This window comes from Dyella sp. 2YAF14, assembly GCF_052114725.1.
Lineage (GTDB): Bacteria > Pseudomonadota > Gammaproteobacteria > Xanthomonadales > Rhodanobacteraceae > Dyella.
The window spans coordinates 139,706-155,118 of the sequence record NZ_JBFRFH010000005.1; the positions used below are offsets into that span (position 1 = coordinate 139,706).

The following is a 15,413-nucleotide window of genomic DNA, read 5'->3' on the forward strand; positions in this document are numbered from 1 at the left end:
TGTCATGTCTGAGGCGTGAAGGTCTTTCTAACGCACAGGCAACTTCAGAGGTGCATAGTGACTATCCCGACTTGGTGAGGAGGCCTGAGAAAACCTTCGCAATACCGGAGTTTTCAAAGGTGTGTCGGCCACGACATGGGCGTCCGGCGCATCGATTCCAGCCGCGTCTGCGGCAAGTACCAGAGGAGGCGCAACATGCAAGTTCAACTCAGCGGTCAGCAGATTGAAGTCACCCCGGCCCTCCGGGATCACGTGAACAACCGGCTTGACCGCCTCACCCGCCTCGATGAGCGCATTCTCAGCCTGAGCATCGTTCTCTCCGTGAACAAACTGCAGCAGCGCGCCGAGGGCACGCTCAATGTCACGGGCAGCACCCTGCACGCCGAAGCGCTTGAGAATGACATGTACGTCTCCATCGACGTGCTCTTCGACAAGCTGGTGACCCAGTTGCGCAAGCACCGCGAGAAGATCTGCGACAAACATCAGCGCGCCGCCCGCGAGGAGCGCCTGTACGGCTGATCTGTGCCAGGCCCGCCCGGCTCCGGGCGGGCCCTCTGCCTCATCCAAGGCGTCCGCCGGTGCGAACTGGCACAATGTCCATGTAGCTGCCCTGTTCCGGCGGCGCAAAGGACAAAGCTTGGACCGGCTCTCCGCCCGACAACTCTATGACAGCGTTCACGAGCGCATGGCCTTGCGCTGGGTGTCCGGCATGCGCGGCGAATCGCGCGCGCTCGAACAAGCCGCGACGACCACGCGCCGCCCCTCGCTGATCGGCTACCTCAACGTCATCTATCCGAACAAGATCCAGATCATCGGCACCGAGGAGCTGAACTACCTCGACAGCCTCGATTCGCGCCAGCGCTGGGAGGCGATCAACAAGATTGCCGCCTACCAGCCGGTGGCGATGATCGTGACCAAGGATCAGGCCATCCCCAGCGACCTGCGCGAAGTGGCGGAAGAAACCAATACGCCGCTGTGGATCAGCTCCAAGCGCGGCCACGAGCTGCTGACCTGGATGCAATACCATCTGGCGCGCATCCTGGCGCCCAAGGTCACGCTGCATGGCGTGTTCCTGGAAGTGTTTTCCATCGGCGTGCTGATTACCGGCGAATCGGGTTCGGGCAAAAGCGAGCTTGCGCTGGAACTGATCAGCCGCGGTCATCGACTGGTCGCCGACGACGCCACCGAATTCACCCTGATCGCGCCGGACGTAATCGACGGCACCTGCCCCGAGCTGCTGCAGGACCTGCTGGAAGTGCGCGGACTGGGCGTGCTGAATGTGCGCGAGATGTTTGGTCACACTGCGGTCAAGCCCTCCAAATACCTTCGCCTCGTCGTGCACCTGAAACCGCTGCGCGAGGGGGAAGACACCGATGGACTCACCCGCCTCACCGGCGATATCGGCCACCGCGAAATCTTCGAGGTGCCGGTGCCGATGATCACCATCCCGGTGGCGCCCGGTCGCAACCTTGCCGTGCTGGTCGAGGCCGCCGTGCGCAACCACGTGCTCAAGAGCAAGGGCATCGACCCGGCACAGACTTTCATCGACCGCCAGGCGCACCAGATGCGCCGGCTGCCTCCGTGGTGACCCATGAGCGACACGATATCCACTAGCAACCCAGCCGACGCGATCAACCTGATCGTGCTCACCGGCATGTCCGGCGGCGGCAAGACAGTGGCCTTGCGCGCGCTGGAAGACCTGGATTTCTACTGCGTCGACAACCTTCCCACCGCCCTGCTCCCACAGTTGGTGGCGGCGGTGAGCCGCAATGTGGAAGGCAAGCGTCGCCATGTCGCCGTCGGCGTGGACGTGCGCAATCCTGGCGAAGACCTCAAGCGCATGCCGGCCATCCTGTCGGAGCTGGCCGCCGCGGGCGTGAAGGCGCACCTGATCTTTCTCGACTGCCGCGACGATGTGCTGATCAAGCGCTATTCGGAAACGCGTCGCCGTCACCCGCTTTCATGGCAAGGCCTGTCGCTGGCCGATGCGATCGCCGAAGAGCGTCGCGTGCTGCGCCCGCTCTCGGCCATTGCCGACAAGGTGATCGATTCGAGCGAACTGAACGTGCATCAGCTGCGCCGACTGTTCGCCGCCGGTTATGCGGAGGCCACCGAAGGCCTTACGCTGATGTTCCAGTCGTTCGCGTTCCGCCGCGGCCTGCCGCTGGACGCGGACTTCGTATTCGACGCGCGCTGCCTGCCGAACCCGCACTGGGATCCCACGCTGCGCCCGTTGTCGGGCAAGGATGCCGCCGTGAGCGCCTACCTCGATGCGCAGCCCTTGGTCGCCGAATACTTTGCCGATACGGCGCGCTGGCTCGACACCTGGCTGCCGCGCTTCGAAGCGGACGACCGCAGCTACGTCACCATCGCCATCGGCTGCACCGGCGGTCGACACCGCTCGGTGTATCTGGTGGAAAAGCTTGCCGCCCATTACCGCGCGCTACGCAATGGCGTGCTTACCTTTCATCGCGAACTCGAGTGATAGCCATGCTGAGCATCCTTGCACTACGGATCGGCACGCCGTCATGAGCGTCGGCGTGCTGTTGATGACGCACGAGGCGGTCGGCCAGGCGCTGATCTCCGCCGCCCACCACGTGCTGCCCAAATTGCCCCTGCGCGTGGAGGCAGCCGAAGTGCCACCGCACTCCGATCCGGACGTGATGCGCACGCTTACGGCCAAGCACGCACGCGAGCTGGACGAAGGCGACGGTGTGCTGGTGCTGGCCGACCTTTACGGCGCCACGCCCTGCAATATCGGCTTGTCGCTCAGTGCGCTGGGCGTGCGCTTGCGCTGCGTATCGGGACTGAACCTGCCGATGCTGCTGCGCGTACTCAATTACGCAGAAAAACCGTTGGACGAGCTGGCGGAAATCGCCGCCAGTGGTGGCCGCGGAGGAATCTTCATCGACCATGCTTGAGAAAGAGATTGTTGTTTCCAACAAACTGGGCCTGCACGCCCGCGCCTCGGCCAAGCTGGTGCAGCTGGTGCAGGGCTTCAAGTCCACCGTCTGGCTGATCAGCAAGGGCCGCGAGGTGAATGCACAAAGCATCATGGGCGTGATGATGCTGGCCGCCGGCATCGGCACGCCCCTGGTGGTTCGCGCCGATGGTCCGGACGAAGCGTCTGCCATCGACGCCGTGGTGGCGCTATTCGATCGCAAGTTCGACGAAGGAGCCTGAGTGCGGAAAAAGATTGCCCGCGACTGCCGAGCTGAGGCCGTATTCACGGCCCGGTGGGCTGCGTCGTGCGATCTTTCTCATCCAGCATTCGACACGTTGGCCGGATGCCGACGTCGCGCACGGCCGGACCGGCCGTTACACCATGGAAGGCATGCATGAGACAGGTACTGACAGGCACCACGGCAGCAAAAGGCATGGCGCTTGGCCGTGCCCGCCTGGTGCAGCCCAGTCGCTACCTGGTCGACACCCGTCCGCTCAATGAGGACGAAGTCGAAATCGAACTTGCCCGGCTGCACCGAGCGCTCGATACCGCGCGGCAGGAACTGCGCGAGCTGCGCGGCAAGCTGCACGGTGCGCTCGCCCGCGAAGTGAACGAGTTCATCGATGCGCACAGCCTGCTGCTCGATGATCCCGAACTGCTGCGCGGACTGGACGACCTGGTCCGCATCGGCCACTACCGTCCGGGCGCGGCGCTGAAGAAGCAGCGCGATCGCCTCGCGGCCGTGTTCGAGGCGATGGACGATCCCTACCTGCGTTCGCGCAAGGAAGACGTCGACCAGGTGATCGGTCGCGTGATCTCCGCTCTGCAGCGCCAGACCAGTCGCGAAGAACGCAAGCTGGCCGCACGCGTGGGCGAAATCCTGATCGCCGACACCATCGCCCCGGCCGACATGGCGCACCTCGCCGGCGCCGGCCTGCTCGGCGTGGTCGCCAGTTCGGGCAGCCCGTATTCGCACAGCGCGATCCTTGCGCGCAGCCTCGATCTGCCCATGCTGGTGGGCGCGCGCGATGCATTGTCGACCATCCACGATGACGACCTGATCCTGCTCGACGCCGAACGCGGCGAGGCCGTGGTGCATCCCACCGCACAGGACCTGGCCCACTACCGCGCCTGGCAGCGCGAAGCCGCGGCTGAAGGTCGCCGCCTCGCCACGCTGGCGAACGCACCCACGCGCACACGCGACGGCGTCGACATCCGCCTGTTCGCCAATGCGGAAATGCCCGCCGATATTGCGATGGCGCGCGCACGCGGCGCCGACGGCGTGGGCTTGTATCGCACCGAGTTCCTGTTCCTGCGCCAAAAGGGACTGCCCACCGAAGACGAGCAGTTCATCGCCTATCGCGATCTGGTGCTCGGCATGGGCGGCTTGCCGGTCACCATCCGCACGCTCGACCTGGGTGCGGACAAGGCCGACGCCGCGGGACTCGTCTTGCGCGGCGAAGACAACCCGGCGCTGGGCGTGCGCGGCGTGCGCCTGTCGCTGCGTTATCCGGCCGTGTTTTCCACGCAGATTCGCGCCATCCTGCGCGCGGCCTGCTACGGGCCGGTGCGCGTGCTGGTGCCGATGGTGACCCAGCCCGATGAGCTCATTGCGGTACGCACGCTGTTCAAGCTGGCGCGTCAGGAGCTCAAGCGCGAGAACGTCGACCTGCCGGAAAAACTGCAGCTTGGCGCGATGATCGAAGTGCCGGCGGCCGCCATCAATGTGCGCGCCCTGCTCGAACACGCCGACTTCCTGGCCATCGGCACCAACGATCTGGCGCAATATGTGCTCGCCGCCGATCGTGGCAACGATGCGCTGGAAAACATCTACAACCCGCTACAGCCCGCGCTGCTGCGCCTGCTCGCCTACGTGATCACCGAAGGCCGCCGCGCGAAGAAAGGCGTGAGCCTGTGCGGCGAAATCGGCGGCGATGCGAATTTCACCGGCCTGTTGCTGGCGCTGGGCCTGTGCGAATTCAGCATGCATCCCAGCCAGTTGCTGCATGTGCGCGATCGTCTGGCTTCGCTCGATCATGCCGTATTGCGGTCGCATGCGCCGCGCATTCTTCGTGCGCGCACGCATGAGGAGGCTGAGGCGTTGCTGGCCAGCATTATTGGCTAGCCCGACCGCCGAACTGTTTTTTTGTGGGAGCGCACCCTGTGCGCGACTGGCCTGACGCGACAACCGGTCGCGCACAGGGTGCGCTCCCACAGTTTTTTTGAGGCCCTCAGGCTGCGCTGGCTAAAAACGCCTCAATCAACGCCCCGCGATAACGCTGCCGATGCAACAGCAACGACAGCTTGCGATGCAGATCGAGAAACGGCGTGCGCAGCACTTTCAGCCGCCCCGCGGCCACCGCGTCGATGATGGCCACCTCGGGAATACATGCGATGCCAAGGCCGGCGATCACGGCCTGCTTGATCGCTTCAGCCTGATCCAGCTCCAGCACGGTTTCGCCGGGCGGCAGGCTGGCAAGCGCACGCTCGCTCAAACTCCGTGTGGCTGAGCCCGGTTCGCGCAGCACCCAACGGGTTCCTGCGAAATCCTCCGGCTCCAGTCGCCGTTTGCGCGCCAGCGGATGATCGGGCGACGCGCAGACCACCAGCGCATCGTCGCGCCACGGGCGCACTTCCAGCGACGGGTGGGCGACCGGCCCTTCGACGCAGCCCAGCTCCAGTCCATGGTCGAGCATGGACGCCACGATTTCCGATGTATTGGATACGCGCAACCGGACCGAGACATGCGGATGCGCGCGCACGAACGCGCCGAGCAGTTCGCCCACGCGATAGTTGCCCACCGTATTGCTCGCGCCCACGCGCAGCTCGCCGCCCAACTCATCGACGCCGCCGCTGCCAAGGCGTCCGAACTCTGCATAGCGCTCCAGCAGCTCCTGCGCCAGCGGCAGCAACTCCCGTCCGCGTGTGTTGAGGCGCAAGCGGCCGCGCTCGCGGGCAAACACGGCAGCGTCGAGCTGCCGCTCCATCTCCGCCAGCGCCATGCTCGCCGCCGGCTGGGTGAGATGAAGCATCTCGGCCGCCGCACGCACACTGCCGAGACGTGCGATCTGGACGAACACCTCCAGCTGGCGCGGGCTGATATTGATCATCAGGCTATCTTATAACAGCCATCAATAATTCAAAGTTTTTCTGATGGACGGCGAGGCGGAAAATGCTGCCATCGCAGGAGAACCGCATGAACGCCGCCGTCGCCATTCCCACCACCCCCACGCCTTCCCGCCTTCCCGGCTTATTGCTGTCGGTGGTGATCGCCCTGGTCGCGTTGGGGCTGGGCAAAGTCGCCCCGCTGATCGGCGGCCCGGTGTTTGGCATCGTGCTGGGCATCCTGGTGCGCAATACGGTGGCTCCGGGCGGCAGCTACACGCCCGGCATCCAGTTTGCCGGCAAGCAGGTGCTGCAGTGGTCGATCATTGCGCTGGGTTTCGGCTTGAGCCTCAATCAGGTGGCCAAGACGGGGCTGGAATCGCTCTCGGTTACGCTGGTGACGATGACGGTCGCCTTCCTCACCGCATGGGGCCTGGGACGACTGCTGAAGGTGCAGGACAAGCTGAAGATACTGATCGGCGTGGGCACGGCGATTTGCGGCGGCTCGGCGATTGCCGCCGTCACGCCGATCATCAAGCCGGACGAACACGACACCGCGTTCGCCATCTCCACCATCTTCCTGTTCAACCTGGTCGCGGTGCTGCTGTTCCCGCTGCTGGGGCACCTGCTGCATCTTTCGGATCTGGGCTTCGGCCTGTGGGCGGGCACCGCCATCAATGACACTTCCTCGGTGGTCGCGGCGGGGTACAGTTTCAGCAAGGAGGCTGGCGATTACGCCACCATCGTCAAGCTCACCCGCGCCACGCTGATCATCCCGATCTGCCTGATCCTCGCCTTCGCCACCGCGTGGAAGCAGAAGAAGCAAGGCGCCACGGATTTCAGCCTCGCCCGCATCTTCCCCTGGTTCATCCTGTGGTTCCTGGTGGCCTCCGCCATTCGCACGGCGGGCCTGGTGCCGGTGGCGATCCAGCCGGCGCTGCACCTTGCGGCGGAGTTCCTAATCATCGTGGCACTGACGGCGATCGGCCTCTCGGCGAATTTGCGCAAGATGGCCTCCACGGGTGCGCGGCCTATCCTGCTGGGGCTGGGTGTCTGGGCGGCGGTGGCCGTGAGCAGTCTGGTCGTGCAATTGGTGATCGGGCAGCTGTAAACGCGGCGATCGTTTACGCTTGGCGCTCAACGTCATGTCGATGGGACGCCACCATGCAGCTCCAGGGCCAGTGTCACTGCGGAAATATTGCCTACACGCTCAGCTGGGAACCTGATCCCGTCGAGATCCCCGCGCGCGCCTGCGACTGCACCTTCTGCACCAAGCATGGTGCCGTCTGGACGTCCAAACCCGATGGCGAGCTACGCGTCACCATCGGCGATCAGGAACTGGTGAACCGTTACGCGTTTGGCACCGGCACAGCAGCGTTCCACATCTGCCGCCAATGTGGTGCGGTACCGCTGGTGACCTGCACGGTGGATGGTCAGGTCTACGCCGTGGTCAACGTCAACACGATCGACAATCTCGACACCGGCTTGCTGCAGCATCGGGCGGCGAGTTTCAGCGAAGAAGACCTGGGCACCAAACTTGCGCGTCGGCAGTCGAACTGGATCGCCAACGTCAGCTTTATCGAACGCAGCGCCTGATCACGCAGAAGGCTTCAGCGCCAGTGATTTGAGGATGGCCAACGGCCCCGCCAGATTTCCGGCAAGCGCTTCCGGTAAGCGATAGCGTCCGAGAATGTACTCCGGCGTGTTGCAAGCAATCCAGGTTGCACCGTGGCCGTCATCCCATACCAGCGCCTTCAGCGGAAGATCCAGTCCCACCACCGGCTCCAACTGCATCAGTGGCGTACCGCCCTTGGGATTGCCGAAGATCAGCATTTGCTCCGCACGCATGGTGAGGCCGGCCCGCGCCGCGTCGCCACTGAAGTCGATCAACGCGAACACCGTTGCGCCGTGCGACTCCACCGCCTCGCGAAGCTTGGCGATGGTGGTGGGCACATCGAACGCTGACTGGAATTGAAGGATCCCGTTGTTGCTCTGGCTGGACATCCGGTTGCCTCGTTACGGGTGAAATAACGAGGCATTTTCAGCCCATGCGCGTTAATCCGACGCATGCAAAAAAAACGCACCCCGGCCCACACCGGGGTGCGTCATACAGCCAAACGCGATGGATCAGCGCATGCCGCCGCCGGCGTAGAGCTGCTCGCCGGTGAGCCAGTAGGAGTCGTTGGAGGCCAGGAAGGTCACGATGGAGGCGATGTCGTCCGGCTGGCCGATGCGGCCCAGCGGGGTCTGCGCAATGGCGCCCTGATGGAAGTCCGAACCGATGAAGCCGGCGGTGTGAGTGCCTTCGGTTTCCACCATGCCCGGATTCACCGCGTTGACGCGGATCTTGCGCGGGCCAAGCTCACGCGACAGCACGCCGGTGATCGCGTCCACGGCGCCCTTGGTGCCCGTATACACCGCGCTTTCGGCCGGCACGATGCGCGAGACCAGCGAGCCGATGTTGATGATGCTGCCGCCGTCCTTCATGTGACGAGCCGCGGCCTGCGTGGTCAGCAACAGGCCAAGCACGTTTACGTTGAACTGCTTGTGGAAGTGCTCCTCGGTGATGGCGTCCAACGCGCCAAATTCATAGACGCCCGAGTTGTTCACCAGGATGTCCAGACGGCCGAAGTTCGACACGGCTGCATCGGCCAGGCCCTTCGCATCAGCTGCCTTGGAAACGTCGCCACCCACGGCCACGGCCTTGCCGCCTGCCTTGGTGATCTCGGCGACCACGGCATCCGCGCCGGCCTTGCTGGAGGCGTAATTCACCACCACCGAAGCGCCTTCGGCGGCCAGCGCCTTGGCGATGGCGGCACCAATACCCTTGGATGCGCCGGTAACAACAGCCACTTTACCTTTGAGCTTGCTCATGACGGATACCTGTTCAGGTTTGTGTGTAGAAGGGATTGGGACAAGTTGTTGTCCCATAGTTCGTAACATACGAACTTAAGAACTAGATTTCAAGTGCTGCTAAAATGAGCACATGAGGCCCCTGACCCACCCATCCATTGACGATGTCACCGTCGAAGGCATCCTGCATGCCCTCTCCGATCCGGTGCGCGCCACCATATATTGGCAACTGTCCTGTGCGGACAGCGCGAACAGCTGCTCCGTATTTCTCAAGCTGGAAAACCGCTGCATTCCAAAGTCCACGCTGTCACAGCATTTTCGTGCGCTGCGCGAAGCCGGCCTGATACGCAGCGAACGCCGCGGCGTGGAAATGCTCAACACCACGCGTTGCGCGGAAATCGAAGAACGTTTTCCGGGATTGCTGCCCGCAATCAAACACGCCCAGAGCATCCAGTGCGCTGCACGCAAGCAAGATGCTGCGCCCAAGCTCGTCGTTGGCGAAGGCGTGCACGGCGGCTGAGTCAGCCGCCGCAAGGAGCAAGCTCAGGCCTTGCCCTGCTCTACCAGCGTCAGCGCGACTTTGTCGCGCAGATACACCGGCAAGGCGTGTTCCGGCGCGCCGGCGCGACCCGCCAGGAATTCGGGTGCAGCGAGCTCGGCTACATGGCGCGCCTGCGGATAGCGCGCGCCTTGCGCGGAGCGCAGTTCGCCGGTGAGATGCGGACGCAGCACGTCCGCATAGGTGCTCCAACCGGTGCCGACCACGTGCCATGCCTGCGCCACTGACAAGCTCAGCGCGGCGGGCATGCACACGCGTTCTTCATCGAGCTCGATGAGCCCGCCGTTGTCGTCGCGTCGGTAGCTTGCGGCGTAGATCTCGCCCATGCGGGCATCGATCACGGCCAGGATGGCCGCATCGTCTTCAGGCGCTTCCAGCGCCAGCGCGGCCAGCGATGACACCGTCACCACCGGCACGTCCAGCGCCAGCGCCATGCCTTGGGCGAGCGAAATGCCCAGGCGCACGCCGGTGAAGGCGCCCGGGCCGCGGCCCACGGCGATCACATCGAGTGCGTGCCGACCCAGACCGGCCTCGGCAAGCAGGGCGTCGGCCATGGGCAGCACCAGTTCGGCGTGACGGCGTGGCGCGATTTCGCTGCGGGCGACTACTTCGTCGCCATGGATCAGGGCGACGGAGCAGGCTTCGGTGGAGGTTTCGATGGCAAGCAGATTCATGGCTGCTCCATGATAGCCGGGCCGGCCGCCGCAGGCATGCTGGCGTACCAGTCGATGCGGCGGGTCAGGTACATCAGCAGGGCCACGGTGACCACCAGGACGATCGCGCCAATCAGCAAGGCGTATTCCTCGGCCGCCAGCACCACGTAGAGCATGGCGTAAACCAGGGCGAGCGAGCCGCCCAGCAACAGGCCTGCACGGCGCGCGCCGAGCACCGCCATGGCATAGCCGCCCACGATCGCCACCACCGCGCCCGCGGCCACCGCATAGGCCAGTCCAAAGCCTATCTGTTCGGACAAGGCCAGCAACAGCACATAGAACGCGGTCAGCGCCGCACCTACCAGCAGGTATTGCACCGGATGCACGCGCAGGCGCCTGAGCACTTCGAACAGGAAGAACGCCACGAAGGTCATCGTGATGAACAGCAGGCCGTACTTTCCCGCGCGCACATTGCGTTGATAGACATCCACCGGCTGGAACAACGCCACGCCGAAAGCCGCGTCGCGCACGGCGCCGTCGATGCGCGCATCGCTCGCATGCCACGACTGGCCGAACTTGCGATTGAGATCCAGCGTGTGCCAGCGCGCCGAAAAGCCCTGCGCATTCACCGTGCGCTCCAGCGGCAAAGCCGCGCCGATGAAACTCGGGTCGGGCCATGGCGCATGCATCGTCACCTCGGTGGTGCGCGCCAGCGGCAATAGCTGCAACGATTGCGTGCCCGCCAACTTCAGCTTCACGGAAAACTCGATCGGCTGGCCGTTCAGCGCCTCGAGATCGAGTGGCACAACAACTGTGGAGGACGCACCTGCAATCGTCGCCGCCGATGATGCGAAGCGTTGCGGCTTGCCGTTGACCAGCAACTCGGTCACTTCCTGCAAGCCACGCAGATCGCCGACTGCGAGCCTCAATTCGGCCTTGCCATCCTGCCAGACGGCGCTATCCATCTGGCGCTGCTGTGCGATGTCTTCCGCAGTGAATTTGCCGTGCAGCTCGACCGTGGAAGCAAACACGGGCGCTTCGTAGATGCCGTAGCGGCGCTTGTCCACCGACATGCCAATGCTCATGTCGGCAGTGTCGGGAAGCACCAGGGTGGTATCGGCTACATCGCGCAGTTCGCCGCCGGTCATCGCGACCTTTTCGTGCGATGGCACGGCAAGCACCAGCCCGCCGAGTACCTGTTCGCCGCCCCAGCCCTGGGCAATCTGATCGATCGCCGCCCGTCGCATGCCTTGTCGCTCGTCCACCAGCGACTGCACTTTCCATAACGGCAGCAACATCAGCAGCGCCAGCAGGCCCACGCCCAGCACCTTGGCGGTCCAGCTCTTCATCCAGTGTCCCATGGCCCCATCCTTAGTATCGGAGCCTGCAGGAAAACATGCCTCCGGGCCATCGGGCGGGCGATTGGCTGTCGACTCGCGCGCAAACTGTGGCAGAACCGGGGCGCAACTCATTACCCCTGAGGTAATCGCAACCATGCGGCGCCGGTCGCAAGCTGTTCCCACACCAACCCACGGAGGAACATGCCATGACCAACCACGCCCACACGCTTGCCGAACGCTATATCGCCAGCTGGAACGAAACCGACGCACTGCGCCGCCGCAGCCTGATCGAAGACGTCTACGCAGAACATGCGCGCTACACCGATCCGATGGTGGACGCGAAGGGCTGGCAGGCGATCGACGCCACCGTCGCTGCCGTACAGGAGATGTTTCCGGGTCACCGCTTCGCGCTGGCGGGCGTGGTCGATGCGCATCACGACACCTTGCGCTTCCACTGGCATCTTGCCTCGCCGGGCGCGGACGAACCGCTGGTGATCGGCTTCGATGTTGCAGCGATGGAAGACGGACGCATTCGCCAGGTGTTCGGCTTTCTCGACAAGGTACCGCAGCTGGTCTAAGTCTCATCGCCGGACGGCAACCCCGCCGTCCGGCATGGGCCGGCGATGCGTCCTCGTGGGAACATCGCTGCAACGAGGCACGACGGAGTAATGCATGAGCGCCATGGTTTCCACGCTTGCCCGTCCAGTGGGCGACCTGCTGCGAGAGTGGCGACGCCATCGCCGACTCAGCCAGCTCGACCTGGCCAGCGGCGCGGAGATTTCCACGCGCCATTTGAGCTTCATGGAATCGGGCCGCTCGCAACCGAGCCGCGACATGATCCTGCGGCTGGCGGAATACCTGGAGATTCCCTTGCGCGAACGCAATCAACTATTGGTGGCGGCAGGATTTGCACCCGTCTATCGCGAACGCACGTTCGACGATCCTGCGTTTGCCACCGTGCGCGGTTCAATCCGCCTGCTGTTGAAAGGCCTGGAGCCGTATCCTGCGCTTGCCATCGACCGCCACTGGAATCTGATCGAAAGCAACCAGGCCACGCAGCGCATGTTGGCGGGACTGGTACCGCAATGGCTCAAGCCGCCGATCAATGTGTTGCGCCTCAGCCTGCATCCCGATGGGCTGGCACCGCATATCCGCAATCTGCCGGTGTGGCGGGCGCACCTGCTCGATCGCTTGCGTCGCCAGATCGATGCCACGCACGACCCGGCGCTGGTCGCCTTACTTCAGGAATTGCGCAGCTATCCCGGCGACGATGCCGACGAACACCACGTACTCAGCGGCGACATCGCAGTGCCCATGGAACTGGCACTGGGCGATGTCACGCTGTCGATGCTGAGCACCACCACGGTATTCGGCACGCCGATGGATATCACGCTGGCCGAACTCGCCCTGGAGGCTTTTGTTCCCGCGGACGAAGCGACCGCGCACCATCTGCGCGAGATGGCCGCCCGCACTTAAGCTCAGGCCGGCGGCTGCCACAGTTCGATGCGCGTGCCTTCCGGATCCATGATCCAGCCGAAGCGGCCGAATTCGCTCTCTTCCACCTTGTCCTCGACGGTCACGCCGTCGGCGCGCAGCTGGGCGAGCAGTGCGTCAAGATCATCCACGCGGAAATTGATCATGTACGGCAGCGTGCTGGGCGCGAAATGGGTGGTGTCGGCCGCAAACGGTGACCAGAGTGTGTAGCCCGGGCGCGCCGAGTCTTCATTGAAGCGGGCTCCGCCCCATTTCTGCACGGGCAGTCCCAGATGCTTGGCGTACCACTCGTTCAACGCCTTGGCGTCGCGCGACTTGAAGAAGATGCCGCCGAGTCCGATGACCTTTGCCATGTTGGTGCCCTCTGCGCTGGGGGTAAGACGCCTATCATCTTTCGGGGAAAGGCTGGAGGCTAGTGCCTTTCCACGGCGAGACCTCATGGGCGCGGTCATGCCGGATACCGGGGCAAATCGATGGGCCGCGGTCGCGCACAGGGTGCGCTCCTACAAGGTTCTCGTTAACCGGGGGAGGTGTCGTCGAAGAAGGCGGCCACCTGGACCAGCTCCTTGGTGCGCGGCATGGGCGGAAGGCTGTTGAGGAACAGACGTCCGTAACCCTTGCTGGTCAATCGTGGATCGCATAGCACCAGCACGCCGCGATCATGCACATCACGAATCAGGCGCCCTGCGCCCTGCTTGAGCGCAATGACTGCACTGGGTACCTGCCATCCCATGAACGGGTTGATGCCTGCCTGTTCGAGTGCCTCGAGCCGCGCCTGCAGCACCGGATCATCGGGCGATGCGAACGGCAGTTTGTCGATCACCACGACGCTGAGCGCTTCGCCGGCGACATCCACGCCTTCCCAGAAACTGGCCGCACCAAGCAAGACGCCGTGGCCGCTCTGGCGAAATTCTTCCAGCAGCCGATGGCGCGGCGCGGTGCCTTGCACGAACAGCGGCCAAGGCACGCGTTCCTGCAGCAACTCGGCAGCGCGGCGCAGCGCACGATGCGAGGTAAACAACAGAAACGCGCGCCCATTCGATGCGTGCAGCACGGGAAGCACTGTCTCGATCACGCGGTCGGTGTAGTCGCGCGCGGACGGGTCGGGTAAGCCGGGCGGCAGATAACACAGCGCCTGCTTGGGATAGTCGAACGGGCTTTCCACCTGCAAGGTCTGCGGATCTTCTAGCCCCAGTTGCCGCGCGAAGTGATCGAAGCTGGAGGATACAGACAGCGTCGCCGACGTGTAGATCCAGGCGGCCCGGGTCTGCTCGCGCATGGCCCGCAAGGGCGCGGCCAGATCGAGCGGCGTCGCGTGCAAGGCGAAACCGCGCGGAAACAGCTCATACCACCGCACGTCCCGCTCGCTTTCGCGCTCGGCGATACGATCGAGCCGTTCGCTCATCAAGGCAGCGCGTTCGTGCGCGTTGGCGAAACCGCGCGAACGTTCCGCCTGCGAGGCCAGCACGTCGGTCAGTGCCGCCAGCACGTCGCGCAGCTCGTGCAGTTTGTCGCTGATCTCGCGATGGCTTTCCAGCTGATGGAACGGGCCGCGTTCCGCCAGGCCATCCATGCTCAGCCGCAGCTTGCGCACGGCGTCCTGCATGGCCTCGACCGGCTCAAGCACCAAGCCGATGGCGCCGGTGACGCCATTGCATTCGCTCAGGCTGTCCTGCGCCAGATCGGTGAGCTGACGTGCGCTGAGGCTCTGCGAAAAGAACTGGCCCGCCAGCTCGGGGATTTGATGCGCCTCGTCCAGGATGAACGCGCTGGCACCGGGAAGAATCTCGCCGAACCCTTCCTGCTTGAGCGCCAGGTCGGCGAACAGCAGGTGATGGTTGACCACCACCAGCTCAGCTTCTTGCGCCTCGCGCCGCGCCTTGATCACGTGGCAATCGTCGTAGAACGGACACTCCACGCCCAGGCAATTTTCCGGCGTGGAGGTGACGCGCGGCCACATCGGCGATTCTTCCGGGACCTCGGCCAACTCCATGCGATCGCCGCGCCGCGTGCGCGCCGACCAGGCGCGGATCGCCGCCAGCTGGGAAGCCTGGGCGCGGTCGAAAGTCGCGCCTTCGCGCACGGTCTGATCGAGCCGGTAGAGACACAGGTAATTGGAGCGCCCCTTGAGCAAGGCCGTCTTCAGGCGCACATCAAGCACCGAGCGCATGCGCGGCAAGTCGCGGAAATACAGCTGGTCCTGCAGCGCCTTGGTCCCGGTGGACACGATCACGCGCTCGCCAGACAGCAGCGCCGGCACGAGATAGGCGAACGTCTTGCCCGTGCCCGTGCCCGCCTCGGCAATCAGCGTCTCGCGCTCGGCGATGGCGTGCTGCACCGCGCGCGCCATGGCCTGCTGGGCGGCGCGCGGGGCGAAATTGGGCAGCTCGCGGGCGAAGGGGCCTTCCGTGCCCAGCAGCGCCGCAACATCCTCGTGATCGATCATCCGCCCAGTATCGCCGACC

18 protein-coding genes are annotated in these 15,413 nt (G+C 64.4%); 11 read left to right on the plus strand and 7 right to left on the minus strand.

Translation table 11 applies throughout. The features are described 5' to 3' along the window. The first annotated feature begins 195 nt into the window (after positions 1 to 195). The 6 genes from hpf to ptsP all read left to right on the plus strand — a co-directional run bounded on the left by hpf (position 196) and on the right by ptsP (position 5,069). Positions 196 to 519, plus strand: a complete 324-nt coding sequence (gene hpf / locus AB4Y82_RS10545; protein WP_046973272.1) for a ribosome hibernation-promoting factor, HPF/YfiA family — start codon at positions 196 to 198, stop codon at positions 517 to 519. 166 nt (positions 520 to 685) lie between these two features. Beyond that, positions 686 to 1,588: an HPr(Ser) kinase/phosphatase gene (gene hprK, locus AB4Y82_RS10550; protein ID WP_441603158.1), complete on the plus strand. Its 903-nt coding sequence runs from the start codon at positions 686 to 688 to the stop codon at positions 1,586 to 1,588. A gap of 3 nt (positions 1,589 to 1,591) precedes the next feature. After that, entirely contained in the window at positions 1,592 to 2,485 is an 894-nt protein-coding gene (gene rapZ, locus AB4Y82_RS10555) for an RNase adapter RapZ (protein ID WP_441603042.1), read from the plus strand. A 43-nt stretch (positions 2,486 to 2,528) separates the two neighbouring features. Beyond that, positions 2,529 to 2,921 carry a PTS sugar transporter subunit IIA gene (locus AB4Y82_RS10560; protein ID WP_441603043.1) on the plus strand — a complete coding sequence of 131 codons (393 nt, stop codon included), beginning with the start codon at positions 2,529 to 2,531 and terminating at the stop codon, positions 2,919 to 2,921. After that, positions 2,914 to 3,183: an HPr family phosphocarrier protein gene (locus AB4Y82_RS10565; protein WP_441603044.1), complete on the plus strand. Its 270-nt coding sequence runs from the start codon at positions 2,914 to 2,916 to the stop codon at positions 3,181 to 3,183. The genes AB4Y82_RS10560 and AB4Y82_RS10565 overlap by 8 nt, the downstream gene beginning before the upstream one ends. Before the next feature lie 155 nt (positions 3,184 to 3,338). Further along, positions 3,339 to 5,069, plus strand: coding sequence for a phosphoenolpyruvate--protein phosphotransferase (gene ptsP / locus AB4Y82_RS10570; protein ID WP_441603045.1), 1,731 nt, complete (start codon positions 3,339 to 3,341; stop codon positions 5,067 to 5,069). 106 nt (positions 5,070 to 5,175) lie between these two features. Here ptsP and AB4Y82_RS10575 read toward each other — a convergent pair whose 3' ends face one another. Next, positions 5,176 to 6,054, minus strand: a complete 879-nt coding sequence (locus AB4Y82_RS10575) for a LysR family transcriptional regulator (protein ID WP_441603046.1) — start codon at positions 6,052 to 6,054, stop codon at positions 5,176 to 5,178. Between the two features lie 86 nt (positions 6,055 to 6,140). Between AB4Y82_RS10575 and AB4Y82_RS10580 the strand changes: the two genes are divergently transcribed. After that, entirely contained in the window at positions 6,141 to 7,160 is a 1,020-nt protein-coding gene (locus AB4Y82_RS10580; protein WP_441603047.1) for a YeiH family protein, read from the plus strand. Positions 7,161 to 7,213: 53 nt separating this feature from the next. Next, the gene (locus AB4Y82_RS10585) at positions 7,214 to 7,645 is read left to right on the plus strand and encodes a GFA family protein (protein WP_441603048.1); all 432 of its coding nucleotides are present in this window, start codon (positions 7,214 to 7,216) and stop codon (positions 7,643 to 7,645) included. Here AB4Y82_RS10585 and AB4Y82_RS10590 read toward each other — a convergent pair whose 3' ends face one another. Both AB4Y82_RS10590 and AB4Y82_RS10595 read right to left on the minus strand, forming a co-directional pair. Continuing rightward, on the minus strand, positions 7,646 to 8,053 hold the full coding sequence (locus AB4Y82_RS10590; RefSeq protein ID WP_441611267.1) for a DUF302 domain-containing protein: 408 nt from the start codon (positions 8,051 to 8,053) through the stop codon (positions 7,646 to 7,648). It abuts the gene before it with no gap. 123 nt (positions 8,054 to 8,176) lie between these two features. After that, positions 8,177 to 8,923: a glucose 1-dehydrogenase gene (locus AB4Y82_RS10595; protein WP_441603050.1), complete on the minus strand. Its 747-nt coding sequence runs from the start codon at positions 8,921 to 8,923 to the stop codon at positions 8,177 to 8,179. A gap of 112 nt (positions 8,924 to 9,035) precedes the next feature. On the opposite strand from AB4Y82_RS10595, the gene AB4Y82_RS10600 reads away from it, so the two are divergent. After that, positions 9,036 to 9,422, plus strand: coding sequence for an ArsR/SmtB family transcription factor (locus AB4Y82_RS10600; RefSeq protein WP_441603051.1), 387 nt, complete (start codon positions 9,036 to 9,038; stop codon positions 9,420 to 9,422). A 23-nt stretch (positions 9,423 to 9,445) separates the two neighbouring features. Here AB4Y82_RS10600 and tsaB read toward each other — a convergent pair whose 3' ends face one another. Together tsaB and creD are read right to left on the minus strand one after the other, a co-directional pair. Further along, positions 9,446 to 10,135: a tRNA (adenosine(37)-N6)-threonylcarbamoyltransferase complex dimerization subunit type 1 TsaB gene (gene tsaB, locus AB4Y82_RS10605; RefSeq protein WP_441603052.1), complete on the minus strand. Its 690-nt coding sequence runs from the start codon at positions 10,133 to 10,135 to the stop codon at positions 9,446 to 9,448. Continuing rightward, on the minus strand, positions 10,132 to 11,475 hold the full coding sequence (gene creD / locus AB4Y82_RS10610) for a cell envelope integrity protein CreD (RefSeq protein WP_441603053.1): 1,344 nt from the start codon (positions 11,473 to 11,475) through the stop codon (positions 10,132 to 10,134). Before creD ends, tsaB begins: the two co-directional genes overlap by 4 nt. A 185-nt stretch (positions 11,476 to 11,660) precedes the next feature. Between creD and AB4Y82_RS10615 the strand changes: the two genes are divergently transcribed. Then, a complete protein-coding gene (locus AB4Y82_RS10615; RefSeq protein ID WP_441603054.1) occupies positions 11,661 to 12,032 on the plus strand; it encodes a nuclear transport factor 2 family protein in 372 nt (123 codons plus the stop codon). A 94-nt stretch (positions 12,033 to 12,126) separates the two neighbouring features. Continuing rightward, entirely contained in the window at positions 12,127 to 12,930 is an 804-nt protein-coding gene (locus AB4Y82_RS10620; RefSeq protein WP_441603055.1) for a helix-turn-helix domain-containing protein, read from the plus strand. Between the two features lie 2 nt (positions 12,931 to 12,932). Here AB4Y82_RS10620 and AB4Y82_RS10625 read toward each other — a convergent pair whose 3' ends face one another. Together AB4Y82_RS10625 and AB4Y82_RS10630 are read right to left on the minus strand one after the other, a co-directional pair. Continuing rightward, the gene (locus tag AB4Y82_RS10625; RefSeq protein ID WP_441603056.1) at positions 12,933 to 13,301 is read right to left on the minus strand and encodes a VOC family protein; all 369 of its coding nucleotides are present in this window, start codon (positions 13,299 to 13,301) and stop codon (positions 12,933 to 12,935) included. A 164-nt stretch (positions 13,302 to 13,465) separates the two neighbouring features. Beyond that, positions 13,466 to 15,394, minus strand: a complete 1,929-nt coding sequence (locus AB4Y82_RS10630) for an ATP-dependent DNA helicase (RefSeq protein ID WP_441603057.1) — start codon at positions 15,392 to 15,394, stop codon at positions 13,466 to 13,468. Between the last annotated feature and the right edge of the window lie 19 nt (positions 15,395 to 15,413).